The following is a 16,523-nucleotide window of genomic DNA, read 5'->3' as shown; positions in this document are numbered from 1 at the left end:
AACGTGCCTAAATTTTTTCAACAATTTGTTTTGCTTGGAGCTTTCTTGTTGCTTGGCTTTTCCCCATTTTTTGCTTCTGCACATAATAAGCTCAGAGTTGTCGCAAGCTTTTCTATTCTTGCAGATTTAATAAAAAACGTAGGAGGCGACCGTATTTCTATGACCACTTTTGTCGGTCCCAATGCTAATACTCACATTTATGAACCCACTCCCCATGACGTTAAAGCTCTTAAAAATGCTCATATTATTTTCATCAATGGGCTTCATTTAGAAGGTTTTATCGATCGACTCATTACAGCAAGCGGCACAAAAGCACTTCTTGTTGAAGTTAGCACCAACATTTCTCCTCTCGAAATTAAAAATAACGAACACAGTGTTGAACACCATCATCACAGCAGTATCGATCCACATGCTTGGCAAACTATCCCTAATGTCGTGATTTACGTTAAAAATATCGCTAATGCTTTGTGTAAAATCGATCAACGATTCTGTGCAAGCTACAGCAAAAATGCCAATGCCTATATCCAAAAACTTAATGAAATGCAGACAATGATCACAGAACAGATTGCTACTCTCCCGGAAGATAAGCGTATTATTATCACATCTCATGACGCCTTTGGCTATTTTGCTCAGGAATATGGCTTCACCATACTTGCACCCCAAAGTACTTCAACAGAAGCTGAAGCCACCGCAGCAGATGTAGTCAAACTTATCAAACAAATTAAAACGAATAAAGCAGCTGCACTGTTTGTTGAAAATATCTCTAATCCTCGTCTCATAGAACAGATTTCAAAAGAAACAGGTTTAAAAATTGGTGGAACACTCTATTCCGATGCATTATCAGATGAAAATGGCCCTGCTGCAACTTATCTCGATATGATGGAACATAACGTTAAGACGATCATCGACGCGATAACAAAGCATTAAGACTTATCATTTATAAAATGACACTCTTTTATAAGAGGGCACCATCATGCTCTTTACCAACTCGCAATTTTGCTAACACTCTTGCATTGCGAAAGTTCATAAAAGACATATTTACTTCTTTCTAAAACGATTTTTATCCACAATCCCATTTGCGACGCGCAAGGGAATGATTGTGATTGATTCAATATTTAAGAAGGGTTGCAATAGGAAAAGATGTTTCAATACAAAAATGGTTAATTGTCGTTATAAATCAATATTTATATCCTGTGAATAGTAAATACGAATACTGCACTGCCCTAATTATAATATTTACTGTTTTTCCTTTAAGCTTTCCCACTGTGTTTCTTATTTGTACCCTCTCAGTTTTTTATCCGACAGTGACCTTGTCAATACACGATAGCTATTACAAAGGAAAAACTAATAAGTTTAAACAAATTCGTTTGACCTTTTGGTGGTTCCTGTTTAAATGAAGTAGCATATTTCTGGAATAAAGCCATCACGGCATGTTCATGTGTAATATTATAAATCTATGGGAAATCTGTACTTCATCACTTCGGAAAGGGTGAGCTATGAGTCGTTTTTATCTGTCTATAGCAGCATTTATCGCTGCTATCAGCGTGACAACAGTTGTTTTTGCGCAAACAAAAATCAGCTTTTGGCATTCTATGAGCGGCGAGCTAGGAAAACAAACTGAAAATCTTATTAACGACTTTAATGCTAGTCAATCTCAGTACAAAGTTGTTCCTTCATTTCGTGGTGAATATGAAGAAGGCATGGTTTCACTCATTTCGGCATTTCGTGGAAAGCAACAACCGGTTCTCGCCCAAATCTATGAAGTCGGCACTGGAACCATGATGGCTGCAAAAAGTGCTGTTTATCCTATTTATCAACTTATGACTGATACAAAACAAGAATTCAATTCTGCAGATTATTTGCCTGCTATAAGTGGTTATTACTCGGATGTTCAGGGACGAATGTTGTCTATGCCATTCAACGCTTCAACACCAATCCTTTATTATAATAAAGATATTTTTAAGAAAGCAGGACTTGATCCAGAACAACCACCAAAAACATGGCAAGATGTCGAAAATTTCTCCAAAAAAATTCTTGAAACTAAAGCTGCGACCTGTGGTTTCACGATGGCTTATGCATCTCAATGGATTGGCGTAGAGAATTTTTCAGCTTTGCACAATATTCCTTTTGGGACTAAAGAAAATGGGTTTAGTGGTCTTGATTCAGAGCTTACCTTTAATGGGCCTTTGCAAGTGCGTATGTGGACCGACCTTAAAAAATGGTCTGATCAAGGTATTTTCCGCTATGGTGGTCCTGCCGGCGCATTAGATGCAACACCAATGTTTATGACACAAAATTGTGCAATCTTTATGCAATCTTCAGGATCGCGTGCTGGTATCGTTTCCGAGGCTCAATTTAATGTTGGATTTGGTATGCTGCCCTACTATGATGATGTAGAAGGTGCGCCACAAAACTCAATTATTGGTGGTGCCTCTATTTGGGCTTTGAACGGTCATACTCCTGAAGAATATGCAGGTGCAGCTGCTTTCCTTAAGTTTCTCTCAAAAGCAGATAATCAAGCTAAATGGCATCAAACAACAGGTTACCTTCCAATCACCAAAGCTGCTTACGAATTGAGCAAAGAACAACGTTATTACGATAAAAATGTTGGTGCAGATATTGCTATTAAACAGATCACTCTCAACCAACCAACTGTTAACTCAAAGGGTATAAGATTTGGAAATATGCCGCAAATTCGTTCTATTCTTGATCAAGAATTAGAAGCTGTTCTTAGTGGCTCAAAAACACCAAAAGATGGATTAGATGAAACCATTAAACGTGGTAATAAACTTTTACGTGAATTTGAGAAAGCCAATCGTTAAGACTTAATTATTATCATTAAAGAGTAAAAACTCAACCAAGCAGTTGAGTTTTTTCAATTTTTTTGTTCACCCTTAAAGACTCTATATTTAAAGAGCCCCTACGAATGCAAGAAAAACATGCATATTTCAAAAATATTCTACTTTCTTACTGGCTGCTTTTTCCTCAGCTCCTTGTGACTTTTTTATTTTTCTTTTGGCCCGCTGTCCAAGCAATAAAATCGTCTTTCGAGCGTGAAGATCCTTTTGGTTTTACGACAACCTTTATCGGTTTTGAAAATTATGTGACAATTCTTTCTGATCCCATTTATATACAATCACTGCTCACAACCGCAATATTTTCCATCTCTGTCACTGTTGTTGCAATGGCGATATCGCTTCTTTTGGCTGTCTGTGTTGATCGTGTTATCCGAGCAAAAAAAGCTTATACAACGCTCTTGCTTTGGCCCTATGCCGTTGCTCCAGTATTGGCAGGTATATTATGGTTGTTTATTTTTCATCCAACTATCGGAATTGTTCCTTTTCTTCTTGGAGAAATAGGTATTATATGGAATTATCGTATTAATGGCACTCAAGCCATGATCCTTATTGTGATTGCAGCCAGCTGGAAACAAATCTCCTATAATTTTCTCTTTTTTCTTGCAGGTCTTCAATCCGTTCCACGTTCTCAAATAGAGGCAGCAGCAATTGATGGCGCTAGCCCTTTTAAACGATTTTGGACTGTAGTTTTTCCGCAGATTTCACCAACAACCTTTTTCCTTCTCATCGTCAATATCCAATATGTTATGTTTGATACATTTGGTATTATTGATAACATAACCTCTGGAGGCCCTGCACGTGCAACAAGCACTCTCGTTTACAAAGTGTATGATGACGGTTTTGAAAACCAAATAATTGGAGCATCATCAGCACAATCAACAATATTAATGTTGATGGTTATTGTCTTAACATTTATCCAGTTCCGCTGGATTGAGCGCCGCGTACAATATTAGGAAGCAAATCATGGTTGAAAATCGCCCTGTTATGAAATTTTTAACCCATATAACTCTTATTGTTGGTATCGTCATTATTTGCTTTCCGGTTTACGTTGCTATCATTGCATCAACTCATAGTTCAGCGGCATTTAGCTCAGGAACACTTCCTCTTTTACCGGGAAAATATGCTCTGGAAAACTATAAGACGATTTTTGGTGATGGCCTTGTGCAGCTTGGTCTGCCTAATCTCTGGCCACTTTTAATGAACTCGCTCATTATGGCACTTGGTATTAGTATTGGAAAAATTATTATTTCACTCTTTTCTGCTTATGCAATTGTTTACATGCGCTTTCCTTTCCGCAAAACTGCTTTTGCCCTCATTTTTGTCACGCTGATGCTACCTGTCGAAGTTCGTATTATCCCAACATATGCAGTGGTCGCACAGTTAGGCATGATAAACACCTATGGCGGAATGATTATTCCACTCATTGCATCCGCAACGGCTACATTTTTATTTCGCCAGTTTTTTTTAACTGTTCCTGATGAACTTTTAGAAGCAGCACGTGTTGATGGTGCAGGACCATTTAAATTTTTTAAAGATATTCTTCTTCCTCTTAGCAAAAGCAATATTGCCGCCTTATTTATCATTATGTTCATTTATGGATGGATACAGTATCTCTGGCCTCTTATCGTTACAACTGATCAAAATCATCAAACTGTTCTTATTATTCTAAAACAGCTTGTCGTAGAATCACTTCAACATGATCCTCAATGGAATATACTCATGGCAGTATCGGTTGTTGCCATGGTACCGCCTGTTCTTGTTGTCATCTTTATGCAGCGGCTTTTTATCAAGGGCCTTATTGAAACGGAGAAATAACTGTGGCCATAATTCAGTTATCAAATATCAAAAAACAATATGACAATGGCATCCTAGTCATTGACGATTTAAATTTAACTATTGCGGATAGTGAACTTCTTGTCCTTGTCGGCCCTTCAGGATGTGGTAAATCAACCTTATTACGAATCATTGCAGGACTCGAGAAAGTCACTTCAGGTGAACTTTATATTGACAATGAGCGTATCAATGATCGTGAACCTGCTGATCGTGATATTGCTATGGTTTTTCAAAATTACGCCCTTTATCCCCATATGACAGTTCGTGGAAACTTAGAATATGGTCTCAAAAATCGTAAAACACCTAAGGACGAAATAAATAAGCGTATCGCACATGCTGCAAAGCTTTTGGAGATAGAGCCGTTTCTTGACCGCAAACCACGACAATTATCAGGAGGACAACGCCAACGTGTTGCAATGGGACGTGTGATTGTACGTCAACCACGTGTCTTTCTCTTTGATGAACCTCTCTCAAATCTTGATGCAAAATTGCGTGCTCAAATGTGTATTGAGATTAAAACTCTACAGCGCTCATTAGCAACAACTAGCCTCTATGTTACCCATGATCAACTAGAAGCTATGACACTAGCCGATCGGATAGTCGTTATGAATAAAGGAGCTATCGAACAAATTGGAACTCCAATGGAGATTTACGATACCCCAGCAACAAAGTTTGTTGCTGACTTTATTGGTTCTCCTCCTATGAATTTTCTTGATCGAAAAATTCTAGAACAACATTTAAATCATTCATTTTCTTATAACGAAGAAACTGATCTTTTAGCATTCAGACCAGAAGTAATCTTATTGGGCGAACATCCAGATCAAGGACCTGTCTTTCATACACAAATTGAATTTATCAAACCTATAGGAACAGGATGTCATGTTTTAACGCGTTGGAATGGCGCTATTTTTACCCTTGAAATAAAAGAGCGCCTTACAAGCGAGTATGGTAAAATAATAAGCTTTACCGTCCCTTATCAGAATTTTCACACTTTTAACAAAACCACTGGGAAACGCACAAGTAATAAGTAAATAAAGTAAAAATCTTGCTCTTCTCAGCACCTTCCGCAAATACTTCTTACTTTCTTCTTATTAATCTCACTTTTTTAGGATATATCGTTTTTTTTGTATTACAAATGAATGTTTTTTATCTTTGTGCACGTAATTGTAAAGCAAGATCAGGTTGATCTGTCGTGATATAATGTACAGGCATATCAAGCCAATACGATAAGCGAGCTCTCCCATTTATTGTCCACACCCCTACAGTAAAGCCAGCTTCAAGCGCAGATTGAATAAAGCCCCGTGAGACAATGGAACCATCTAAACTCAAATCAGAATACCCCAATCTTTTCCATTCAGAAAAATGACGGTGCATATCACCTTCAAAACTATCAATACATGGACCAGATGTGATTCCTGCTTCAATAAAGGGACGAAGAATCGTAGGATCAAAACTAATGGCAGAAACCCGTCCTTCTAAATTTCTGCTTTTAATCAACGCAAGCGCTTTTTGAGATAAAATCGTTTCACGCTCAACTTCACCACATGTTTTTATCTCAAGATGCAGAGCGACATTGGTTGGTTCCAAAAGATCAAGCACCTCTTCTAATAAAGGGGGAGCTTCAGCACTCCCTTTTACACAAAGTTGTTTGCGTGTTTCATTATCAATGTCATGAATATATCCTGTTTTTCCAACCAATTGTTCTAGACGAAAATCATGAAATACAACTACCTCACCGCTTTTCAGCAAATGAACGTCACATTCAATTTCATCAACACCCAAGACAACTGCATGGCGAAATGCCGAAAGTGTATTTTCAGGATAAAGATTAGCTCCACCACGATGTGCAACAATTTTTTTTTCAGACATGCAAAATCTCACACTTTCCAATTTTAAAAGATATTTGTTAATACTCATACATCATGATTTTGAAAAACCATACCAGATCTACAGCAATTTTTTAAGAAATTGTTCCCTTTTACTTAATTCCCCAAATAGCAAATTCTAAACAACATTCTCTTCTTAAAAAGATCGCACTTCATTTCAATTATTCCCATTCAATCGTGCCAGGAGGTTTTGAGGTCACATCATAAACTACACGGTTAATACCCCTCACTTCGTTAATAATACGTGCTGCTGCCTTGCCTAAAAATTCCATACTATACGGATAGAAATCAGCACTCATTCCGTCCACAGATGTTACTGCACGGAGAGCACAAACAAATTCATAAGTGCGTCCATCGCCCATAACACCAACAGTCTGAACAGGAAGAAGAACAGCAAACGCCTGCCAAATTTTATCATAAAGACCAGCTTGACGGATTTCATCAAGGTAAATAGCATCCGCTTCACGTAAAATTTCTAATTTTTCACGTGTAACTGCACCTGGACACCGAATTGCAAGACCGGGCCCTGGAAAAGGATGACGGCCAATAAACTTCTCCGGTAATCCTAATTCTCTCCCTAGCAAGCGAACCTCATCCTTAAATAGCTCACGTAACGGCTCTACAAGTTTCATGTTCATTCGTTCCGGTAACCCCCCTACATTATGATGACTTTTAATTGTTACTGACTTACCAATCGCTGATACACTCTCAATGACATCTGGATAAAGCGTGCCCTGCGCTAAAAATTCTGCACCTCCTATTTTTTGGGTTTCTTCTTCAAAAACTTCAATAAAAAGGCGGCCAATCGTTTTGCGCTTTTTCTCTGGATCTGTCTCACCTTCTAGAGCATTGAGAAACATATCGGCCGCATTAACGTGAATAAGCTCTATATTATAATGATCTCGGAATAATGTAAGAACTTCTTGAGCCTCATTTTTGCGCATTAATCCATGGTCTACTAAAATACATGTTAGTTGATCTCCTATCGCTTCATGGAGGAGCACAGCCACAACTGATGAATCCACACCACCTGAAAGACCACAGATAACACGATTTTTTCCAACTATTTGCTGTATCTTAGCAATTGCTTGCTCTCGATAAGAAGCCATTGACCAATCGCCTTTAAGACCAGAGATTTTATGAACAAAATTTTGCAACAGCTTTTCGCCATCCGGTGTATGAACAACTTCCGGATGAAACTGCACTGCGTAAAGGCGCCTTTCTTCATCAGCAATAGCAGCATAGGGAGCACCTTTTGATATTCCGATAACACGAAACCCTTTTGGTAAAGCCGTTACATGATCACCATGACTCATCCACACTTGATAAGAGGAACCTTTTTCCCAAACACCATCAAACAGTGGACTGTTTTCTTGCACTTGCAAAAAAGCGCGCCCAAATTCACGCTCATTTCCCACTTCAACCTTTCCACCAAGCTGGACACACATGACTTGTTCACCATAACAAATCCCAAGAACAGGAACACCAATTTCAAAAATTTCCATTGGAGCACGCGGCGAACAGTCATCGTTAACTGAATAAGGACTACCTGATAAAATAACAGCTTTAGGTCTTATACGCTTAATACCTTCTAAAGCTAATTGAAAGGGAACAATTTCACAATAGACACCCATTGTTCGCACCCGCCGTGCAATAAGTTGTGTAACTTGTGAACCAAAATCAATAATAAGAACAGTGTCTAAATGTGTTGTGCTCATAGAAAACCAATCAATAATTGTAAAAGAGGAACAATGAGATTGTATTATTCAATCTTTCACTTTTCACAAGCCTATTCACTTGAAAAAAGATTATTCTTGTAAAATTTAAAATAAAAAATGCAAAAAATATCTATCAATGTTTTTTTTGCAACACAGATAAAAAGAAACCATCTGTTTTTGTTGTTGCTGGCGATAAAGTAAGTCCATAATTTGAAAAATTCGGTTGCACAGGCGAAAAACTAAAATGCTGCTGCCAAAGTGTTCGCATATTTATTGGATAAAAATTGAAATGCTGTTGAAGAAAGTGAGAAATTTGTTCCTCATTTTCATCCACAAAAAGAGAGCACGTAATATAAACTAAGCGCCCGTTTGGTTTAAGATAGTCTATAGCCTTATTTAAAATAGCTCTCTGCTCCAATTGGCGCTTTCTTAGCTGTTTTAACGTCAAAAGCCATTTGGTATCCGGACGCCGCCGCCATGTTCCTGTACCACTACATGGTGCATCTAGCAAAACTATATCCATCTGACCTATTAATGGCTTCAATTCTTCTTCCTGTACATGTGGCCGTACATTACAAACACCAGCGCGTCGAAGACGATCAAAAATTCGAGACAAGCGAATTTTATCTGAATCATAAGCATAAATTTGACCCTGATTCTTCATATTAGCAGCTAAGGCTAATGTTTTTCCACCAGCCCCAGCACAATAATCCAATACCTGCATATTGGCTTTTACTTCTACAAGGTGAGCAACAATCTGAGATCCTAAATCTTGTATTTCAAAGTGCCCCTTTTGAAAAGAAAGTTCCACTTGAAGATTAGGATGACGGCCAAAGTTTTCAATCGGTGCTATCCTTAAAGCCTGCGGAAACCATGATAAAGACTGAACTTTATTTTTTTGTAATGCTTTAAGCACCTTTTCTGGCGTTGCCTTCAAGCTATTCACGCGTAGATCTAAAGAGGGACGTGTTGCTAATGCAGCAGCTTCAATTACCCAATTGTCGGCAAATAAAGGACGTAAATGATCCTGACACCATTGAGGAATATCACCCCGAATATAGTCTGGCGCATCAACTAATTGCCGTTTTTGCCATGATTGGCGCTGCCTACTCCCTAATAACTGCGGTGCAAATCGATCTCCTTCTAATTCACCATCAATTTGTTCAATCGTCATTTTTCCAGCATCTAATAAGGTGCCGAAAACGATATCTCTCATATCATCACTGTTCATACGCCATTGTAAAGAATAACGCCGTCTTAAGACATCATAAACGATTGTACCAATTGCTGCGCGATCACCTGCTCCAGCAAAGCGATGAGAAAGCCCCCAAGCTTTTAAAACTTCACCTGCAGGACAATGCCGAGTTTCTATCTCTTTTAGAATATCTATTGCAGCCTGCAAACGCCCACCTAAGCGCATTCATTTCTCCCATTAAATTTCTAAAAATTCTAAATAATTTAAGCAGGAAAAAAATTATTTTTCTTACTGCCAGTGGACTTTCTCAAACTTATCCAAAATTTGCATTAAAAACCCAAAGATTCTGATCACGCTTTTTCATAGTATTCAAATTCTTCATCTTATACGCTGCACATTCACATTTTCTGTTCTTCTACAATAAATGCGATTTCTCTGACACGTAAGAAACAGGCTGTTATTCATAAAAAAATTCTTCTCATTATGAATATGCAACAACCATAAAATCCTCATTATTCGGTAAAATAAGTGTTGAGCAACTTTATATAAACAGTATTCAGTATAAAATATCGCACATTTTAAAATGCTATCTTCTTTAAAATCTAGAGAAATATTTCTGTCAAAACCATGCACATTCATCGTATTTTCAACAAAACAGAAGGCAACTTTTTAGAAAATGCTTGGAACTACTATCTGGCATGACCGTTTTTACTGTACTGGCTTTATGCCAGATAATTTTAAAGGAGAAAATAATGAACACTTACAATAATGGGAAAACAACTTCATCTAAAAGTCGCCACAATACAGTCCCCTCAAACAATGGAAAGAAATCCGTCCAAAGTGATCCTGCAAACACTCGCCAACGCGCGTCAAAGATGGAACGGAAAACTACAAAAAGTTAATCTTTTTAACTTCACATAACCTACGGAAGGAATTGGAGTATTAACCTCCACTTCCTTCTTTTGCACTTTTGAGAATATTGTAAAAAATCACAAAGTAACGAAAATAGTCATTTGCGGACATTTTCTAAAAGGTTTTTATACTCTTTCAATTTTCTACTCTTTCAAAATGACTCTAAGCTGTTACATATCAAACAGGACGCCGATAGTTTGGACTTTCCCGTGTGATAGCAACATCATGTGTATGGCTTTCATGAAGTCCAGCATTCGTAATACGAACAAACGTTGCTTTTTCACGAAACTCCGCCAAGTCTTTGGCCCCAACATAGCCCATAGAAGCACGTAACCCACCAGCCAATTGATGGAGAACCGATGCTATAGGTCCCTTATAAGCAACTTGCCCTTCGACTCCTTCAGGAACCAATTTAAGTACATCACGAACTTCATCTTGAAAATAACGATCTGCCGATCCCCTTGCCATAGCACCAACGGATCCCATGCCGCGATAAGCTTTAAAGGATCGCCCTTGATAAAGATAAACTTCGCCAGGGCTTTCTTCCGTACCAGCTAAAAGGGAGCCAATCATAGCAGCACAAGCCCCACCTGCCAAAGCTTTAGCAAAATCACCTGAAGCTTTTATCCCCCCATCAGCAATAACGGGAATACCTACCTTATCAGCAATTTCTGCAGCACTCATAATAGCTGCAAGCTGGGGAACACCTACACCTGCAACAATTCGCGTCGTACAAATAGAACCAGGACCAATACCAACTTTTACAGCATCTGCACCACTATCAATCAAAGCCTGTGTTGCTTGAGGCGTCGCTACATTACCAGCAATAACAGCTGGAGAAAATGCCATTTTTTTAATACGTTCAACCGTTTCTAATACGCGTTGAGAATGCCCATGAGCAGTATCAATCACCAGGACATCAGCGCCTGCATCAATTAATCGTTCAGCCCGCTCAAACCCATCGTTCCCTACACTACTTGCAGCTGCAACACGCAAGCGGCCTTGCGAATCTTTAGCAGCGTTTGGATTTAATTGTGCTTTCTCAATATCTTTGACTGTTATCAAACCAACACAGCGATCTTGTTCATCTACAACCAATAATTTCTCAATTCGATGATGATGTAAAAGATACTTCGCTTCATCCAGTTGAACATTTTCACGCACTGTGATCAGATTTTTATGCGTCATTAATTCATAAATTTTTTGTTGTGGATTTGATGCAAAACGTACATCTCTATTCGTCAAAATGCCAACAAGTCGACCAGCAATTCCACCTTTAGTACCATCTTCAACAACCGGAATACCCGAAATACGATGAAAGCGCATCAAAGCTTTCGCATCTTCAAGTGTTGCATCTGGCCCAATTGTCACCGGATTAACAACCATCCCAGACTCAAATTTCTTCACTTGACGGACTTCCTCAGCTTGCTCCGCAGGAGACATATTGCGATGAATAACACCAAGACCACCAGCTTGAGCCATAGCAATTGCCAAACGCGATTCCGTCACGGTATCCATTGCAGCAGAAAGCAATGGCAAACTTAGTTCGATATCAGCCGCGATACGCGTTTTAAGATCTACCTGGCTAGGCATAACAAGAGAATGACCCGGCTGTAAAAGCACATCATCAAAAGTCAGTGCCAATGCACCAGTCCCTGTTTCAACAATTTTTGCCATAGCCAAGTTCCTTTAATAAAAAAGCACCGCAAGTAGCTTTAAATACAACTGCGGCTCTCATAAGTTGCGGATTGGCAGCGAATTATGCCATGCTAAAAATAAAATGAAAAGAAAAATAATTTTTTAATGTATAATTTGTTAGGTCTATAATTGCGATTCAATGGGTAACCAACTCATTACTTTTGCAAACGCTCGACGCCAAAAACTGCTCTCTGGTTCATAATCAATACTGAAGTGTCTTTCATTTTCGATAAAATCCCAATAAATACGGTTATTATCACCAAGACGGAGATGATAACTCATTTCACCAGTCGTTTCCTCAGAAAAAAGCAAATCCAACCTCGCTGTAATCGGTGCACATTCAAAAAGAATGCCCATTTCTGTATTCAGCGCAGCTGACCGAGGATCAAAATTTAAAGACCCAATAAAAGCAGTTTTACGATCAACTAAAAAAGCTTTGGTGTGTAAACTTGCCCTACTTGATCGAAATAATCGCAATCCGTGATTATCTCCATCCGGTTTTAACTCATAGAGTTTAACACCACCTTTCAATAAGGCCTTACGATACGACACATAACCACCATGCACGAGTGCCACATCAGTGGCTGCCAAAGAATTTGTAAGAATTTTGACATCAACGCCTTTTGAAACCAAGTTACTCAAATTCCGCGTACCTACCTTACCTGGAACAAAGTAAGGTGATGTAATTTGAACCGTTTTTTTGGCTTCTCCAATAACTTGGGAGAGTGCCTTCATAAGCCAATTTCCTGCTTTTTTACGCAATGCTTTTTCAGGAGGATCAGAAAGAACAACCACTTTATCTGCTAAAAATAATCGCTTTCCTGTCTCGATAAAACATTTAAAATTAATATGTTCGTTGACATAGTCTAGATAAACTTTTGCAACTTTGGAATCACGAAATTTTTGTAATTTATCCTTCCAATAACCAAGATCGCCTGCACTTTTAGGAGCGACCAAAGTATGAATCGGTAAAACGACAGCGCTATTCCAAAAGTCATCAAAGATGTTTTCTACCTTTTTAACCGAGGGACCAATTAACATCAGATCTAAATCTCGAAAATGTGATTCTTCACCCGCGTCAAAATAAGAATCTGCAAGATTGCGTCCTCCTACAAAAGCCACTCGGCCATCCACAATAAAAGCTTTATTATGCATTCTGCGTGTTACAGTGATTGCCCGCAATATAATCTCTAAACCACGGCGTAACCCACCCTTACGTGATCGCCCTGGATTAAACATTCTCACCTCAATATTAGGATGTTTATCCAGGGCGATATAAGCTGGATCACGCGCCTGAGCATTAATATCATCTAAAAGAAGGCGTACCCGAACACCACGATCAGCTGCCTTCACTACTTCACTTAATAACAACCGGCCTGTTAAATCATCATCCCAAATATAATACATCAGATCAAGACTACGCCCAGCTTGTGCTGCTCCTATTGCACGAACACAAAACGCATCCAAATTGCTGATGATGAGTGAAAGGGCATCTTTATCAACCCCTAATCCATCTGTTTCTTCTGCTAATTTACTTACTATACGATCAAACTTGGTTTCATCTTTTTTAACATTAAACGCATAAGAGCACTCCCCCTTAGCATTTTTCATAAAACGTCCATAGGTATAGATCGCCAACATAGACGCCATAAAAAAAAATATGATAAAACTGATAATAATCTGTAACAGAGTCAAAGAGGGATCAACTTTCCATTTTTAAGCCATCGCACCACAATAGACACAAACCACAACCTTAAAACCAGTGTAATCAATGATTCTATCTTAATCGTGTAAAAGGTAGGATGCCATCTTTTGCTTAAGAGAATATAAACCCAACAACATGACCTAGAATTTTAGCTTCCGTGCTAAAAACTATAAAAGCTACCCCTCTCACCTTAAGTGCAAACTTAACCAAAGTTATGAAAATGAAATAAGAAATAGAGCGTTGAAAATAATTCAATCAAACAAAAGCCATTCTCGTTGAATTCACAAAAATACCCTCAATGCTTAAATGCTGCAATAAACAACACTCCTTCTAAATGCTGAAATGCCTTCCCTGCTTCACCAAAAGCACAACACTTTTCCCGAAAATCACGATTCCCATGAATAGAGATTTGTCGTGGATTCTACTTCCGTTCTTTACTGTTCATTACTCTCAAAACCTCTATTTTGCGATAAAGTGTAGAGCGCCCTATACGAAGACGACGCGCAATTTCACTCATATGTCCCTTATAATGTTTAACCGCTCTCTCAATGATATCATGCTCCATCTCAGAAAAAGTACGAACATGGCCATCAGCATCCAAAAATTTTATCGATTCTTGTTCATTATCTTCTTGCACATTACTCTCAATGATATTTGGAATACTCATTAACGAATTTCCCATTAATTGTGGAAAATCCCGAACCGTTAACAATGGCCCCTCACTTAGTAAAATCGCACGAAATAAAAAATTCTCAAGTTCACCTCGGTTACCAGGCCAATCATATTGCATAAGCAATGAAAGAGCGGATCCTGCTAAACCATGTACATGCGAACGCCCCGTTTCAGTAATAATGCGGTCAATCAAGCGTTGCGTAAGATCTGGAAAATCATCCCTCAGTTCTCGTAAAGCAGGAACACTTATAGATAATTGGGAAAATTGTTCAAATAAACTACGCAAAAATACGTCTTCTTTAACCAGATCCGTCAATCGCGATGTTGAAATAGCAATAATCCGAAAAGGAAAAGCTTTACCCTCTGTAACCTTTTCCCTTTCTTTAAGGTAATCAGCAAAACGCTTTTGCTGTATGGGTTCGAGTCGATCAACATCACAAAGGCAAAGTGTGCCCTTTTCAAGAGAAGAAACGAGTGGTAAAAATTCTTTAAACCAATGGCGATTTTCTTCTTCTGGATCAACAATAGCTGTACATTGAAAGCGAATGAAAGCTCCTTCAGATAACAAACCCTCATGATGAATAATGCGGGCTAATGTTTCACGACCGGTTCCAACTTCACCTTCTATCAAAAGATTCTGTAAAGAAGCCGCTGCTCTCTTCGATTGCTCTAAAACTATCTGCATTGCTCTGCTTTTTATGCAAAGATCAGAAAACCGTAAATGATTCTCATTTTTTCGCCGAATATAACGGACCTCACGCTCCAATGCAGATATGAGAGCAAGAGTATCCAAAGTGACTCTCAACCGTAGTAATGTAACTGGATAAATCCAATAATCAACAGCTCCAGCTGCTAAAGCTTTCTGGAGTAATTCTTGATTCTCTTGTTGTGCTATCACAACGATAGGAACAGTAACACCAGCAACTCTAATCATTTTAATCAAATCACCCACACTCAAATCGCTCATGACAACATCAAGGAGTGCAAGCACAATATTTTTACGTCTGTGTAAAAGATCAATCGTACGGAGGCCATTTTCTGCTTCAATGACACGATAACCAAAACCTCGGAGCATAGCAGAAAGCTCTATACGCCTCCCATAATCTTCACTCGCAACAAGAATGGGACCAACCATAATTTAATAATCTCCTTTGAGACTACTAAGCGGCTTAATGTAAGAATTATTGCAAAGCATAAGAAATATTTCACCTCTTGTGTTTCACATAGCAAATTCATCAAGCTGTTAATTAAATACAACATTAAGGCAATTTTTTCCATTTTTTTGCTTTTTCATTGATTTTCATCAAATTTTTCATATTGACTAATAGAACAATTTAACAATGTTATAGAAGCTAAAAGAGCTGAGTAACAAAAATCGAGTGAAAAAAATGAAGCACACCTACCGTATTTTATGTCTTACAATTACCGCTTTAGTATTAGGTGCCTGTGGCTTTTCGCAATATTATGGACAAAATATGCCAACTGGAATCGACGGTAAATGGATTGATGAAAACGGTATCATTTCTTCTTTCAGCAATGGTGTATTTGAAACACGAGCAGCAGATACAGAAGAAAAACTATCAGAAGGCACGTATAATTATGTCAGTGCTCAACATATAGAAATTGAAATACGCTCCATTCTCCGTGGAACCATATCTAAAGTTAGTTGTATGATATCGTATAATGCAACACAGCTTCTCTGTACATCACAGACAGGATCACAATTTTTTCTTAAGCGAAAATTTTAAATAAAATAAAAATCAAGACTTTTATTTTATGAAACATGTAGAACATGTATATAAAAGAGGTGATCAAATCTCTCATCCTGATGAGAGTCTCCTCTGTAATACCCTGCGATCCCTATAGGATCATCTATAAGAACAATTTGTATTACACCAAGAAGATAAAAGCTTGTACTGGACAAAATTTGGACTAGTTCTGCTCTAGATTCTTCGCCTTTGAACGTTAAGACCTGCCCATTGCATAAATTGATATAATTTGATATTTCTGGAAGCACTTCAATACAAAAAAATAAAACTTTTATTC

General features: G+C 38.2%; 13 protein-coding genes. 7 read left to right on the top strand and 6 right to left on the bottom strand.

Annotated features, from left to right (window positions below; genetic code table 11):
• Positions 1–3 precede the first annotated feature (3 nt).
• From MCQ_RS00195 to MCQ_RS00175, 5 genes are all read left to right on the top strand, one after another.
• Positions 4–927, top strand: coding sequence for a metal ABC transporter solute-binding protein, Zn/Mn family (locus MCQ_RS00195; protein WP_006922805.1), 924 nt, complete (start codon positions 4–6; stop codon positions 925–927).
• Positions 928–1,496: 569 nt separating this feature from the next.
• Positions 1,497–2,822 (top strand): sn-glycerol-3-phosphate ABC transporter substrate-binding protein UgpB, encoded by a 1,326-nt coding sequence (ugpB, locus tag MCQ_RS00190; RefSeq protein ID WP_006922803.1) that lies wholly within the window; start codon positions 1,497–1,499, stop codon positions 2,820–2,822.
• Positions 2,823–2,926: 104 nt separating this feature from the next.
• On the top strand, positions 2,927–3,811 hold the full coding sequence (gene ugpA / locus MCQ_RS00185; RefSeq protein WP_006922801.1) for a sn-glycerol-3-phosphate ABC transporter permease UgpA: 885 nt from the start codon (positions 2,927–2,929) through the stop codon (positions 3,809–3,811).
• A 10-nt stretch (positions 3,812–3,821) separates the two neighbouring features.
• Complete coding sequence (gene ugpE / locus MCQ_RS00180) at positions 3,822–4,673, top strand: sn-glycerol-3-phosphate ABC transporter permease UgpE (protein ID WP_006922799.1); 852 nt, start codon at positions 3,822–3,824, stop codon at positions 4,671–4,673.
• A 2-nt stretch (positions 4,674–4,675) separates the two neighbouring features.
• Positions 4,676–5,722 (top strand): sn-glycerol-3-phosphate import ATP-binding protein UgpC, encoded by a 1,047-nt coding sequence (locus tag MCQ_RS00175; RefSeq protein ID WP_006922798.1) that lies wholly within the window; start codon positions 4,676–4,678, stop codon positions 5,720–5,722.
• 115 nt (positions 5,723–5,837) lie between these two features.
• On the opposite strand, the gene MCQ_RS00170 is transcribed toward MCQ_RS00175, so the two are convergent.
• The 3 genes from MCQ_RS00170 to MCQ_RS00160 form a co-directional block, all read right to left on the bottom strand.
• Positions 5,838–6,560 (bottom strand): glycerophosphodiester phosphodiesterase, encoded by a 723-nt coding sequence (locus MCQ_RS00170; RefSeq protein WP_006922796.1) that lies wholly within the window; start codon positions 6,558–6,560, stop codon positions 5,838–5,840.
• 178 nt (positions 6,561–6,738) lie between these two features.
• Positions 6,739–8,295 carry a glutamine-hydrolyzing GMP synthase gene (gene guaA / locus MCQ_RS00165; RefSeq protein WP_006922794.1) on the bottom strand — a complete coding sequence of 519 codons (1,557 nt, stop codon included), beginning with the start codon at positions 8,293–8,295 and terminating at the stop codon, positions 6,739–6,741.
• 133 nt (positions 8,296–8,428) lie between these two features.
• A complete protein-coding gene (locus tag MCQ_RS00160) occupies positions 8,429–9,715 on the bottom strand; it encodes an RsmB/NOP family class I SAM-dependent RNA methyltransferase (protein WP_006922791.1) in 1,287 nt (428 codons plus the stop codon).
• Positions 9,716–10,242: 527 nt separating this feature from the next.
• Between MCQ_RS00160 and MCQ_RS09250 the strand changes: the two genes are divergently transcribed.
• Complete coding sequence (locus MCQ_RS09250; RefSeq protein WP_006922790.1) at positions 10,243–10,392, top strand: hypothetical protein; 150 nt, start codon at positions 10,243–10,245, stop codon at positions 10,390–10,392.
• A gap of 187 nt (positions 10,393–10,579) precedes the next feature.
• Here MCQ_RS09250 and guaB read toward each other — a convergent pair whose 3' ends face one another.
• The 3 genes from guaB to MCQ_RS00145 form a co-directional block, all read right to left on the bottom strand.
• Positions 10,580–12,079, bottom strand: coding sequence for an IMP dehydrogenase (guaB, locus tag MCQ_RS00155; protein WP_006922789.1), 1,500 nt, complete (start codon positions 12,077–12,079; stop codon positions 10,580–10,582).
• Positions 12,080–12,223: 144 nt separating this feature from the next.
• Positions 12,224–13,795, bottom strand: coding sequence for a phospholipase D family protein (locus MCQ_RS00150; RefSeq protein ID WP_035007613.1), 1,572 nt, complete (start codon positions 13,793–13,795; stop codon positions 12,224–12,226).
• 431 nt (positions 13,796–14,226) lie between these two features.
• Positions 14,227–15,612: a sigma-54-dependent transcriptional regulator gene (locus MCQ_RS00145; RefSeq protein WP_006922787.1), complete on the bottom strand. Its 1,386-nt coding sequence runs from the start codon at positions 15,610–15,612 to the stop codon at positions 14,227–14,229.
• 253 nt (positions 15,613–15,865) lie between these two features.
• Between MCQ_RS00145 and omp10 the strand changes: the two genes are divergently transcribed.
• Positions 15,866–16,225 carry an outer membrane lipoprotein Omp10 gene (gene omp10 / locus MCQ_RS00140; RefSeq protein WP_006922786.1) on the top strand — a complete coding sequence of 120 codons (360 nt, stop codon included), beginning with the start codon at positions 15,866–15,868 and terminating at the stop codon, positions 16,223–16,225.
• The last annotated feature ends 298 nt before the right edge of the window (positions 16,226–16,523 follow it).

Origin of the sequence: Candidatus Bartonella washoeensis Sb944nv (assembly GCF_000278135.1) — a bacterium.
GTDB lineage: Bacteria > Pseudomonadota > Alphaproteobacteria > Rhizobiales > Rhizobiaceae > Bartonella > Bartonella washoeensis.
Note: the sequence above shows the minus strand (reverse complement) of the source record. Positions and strands in the feature narration are given on the sequence as shown.

Coding starts and splice junctions, on each gene's coding strand:
- guaA (WP_006922794.1), bottom strand. CDS start 8,295: ATGAGCACAACACATTTAGACACTGTTCTTATTATTGATTTTGGTTCA.
- guaB (WP_006922789.1), bottom strand. CDS start 12,079: ATGGCAAAAATTGTTGAAACAGGGACTGGTGCATTGGCACTGACTTTT.
- omp10 (WP_006922786.1), top strand. CDS start 15,866: ATGAAGCACACCTACCGTATTTTATGTCTTACAATTACCGCTTTAGTA.
- MCQ_RS00160 (WP_006922791.1), bottom strand. CDS start 9,715: ATGCGCTTAGGTGGGCGTTTGCAGGCTGCAATAGATATTCTAAAAGAG.
- ugpB (WP_006922803.1), top strand. CDS start 1,497: ATGAGTCGTTTTTATCTGTCTATAGCAGCATTTATCGCTGCTATCAGC.
- MCQ_RS00145 (WP_006922787.1), bottom strand. CDS start 15,612: ATGGTTGGTCCCATTCTTGTTGCGAGTGAAGATTATGGGAGGCGTATA.
- ugpE (WP_006922799.1), top strand. CDS start 3,822: ATGGTTGAAAATCGCCCTGTTATGAAATTTTTAACCCATATAACTCTT.
- ugpA (WP_006922801.1), top strand. CDS start 2,927: ATGCAAGAAAAACATGCATATTTCAAAAATATTCTACTTTCTTACTGG.
- MCQ_RS09250 (WP_006922790.1), top strand. CDS start 10,243: ATGAACACTTACAATAATGGGAAAACAACTTCATCTAAAAGTCGCCAC.
- MCQ_RS00170 (WP_006922796.1), bottom strand. CDS start 6,560: ATGTCTGAAAAAAAAATTGTTGCACATCGTGGTGGAGCTAATCTTTAT.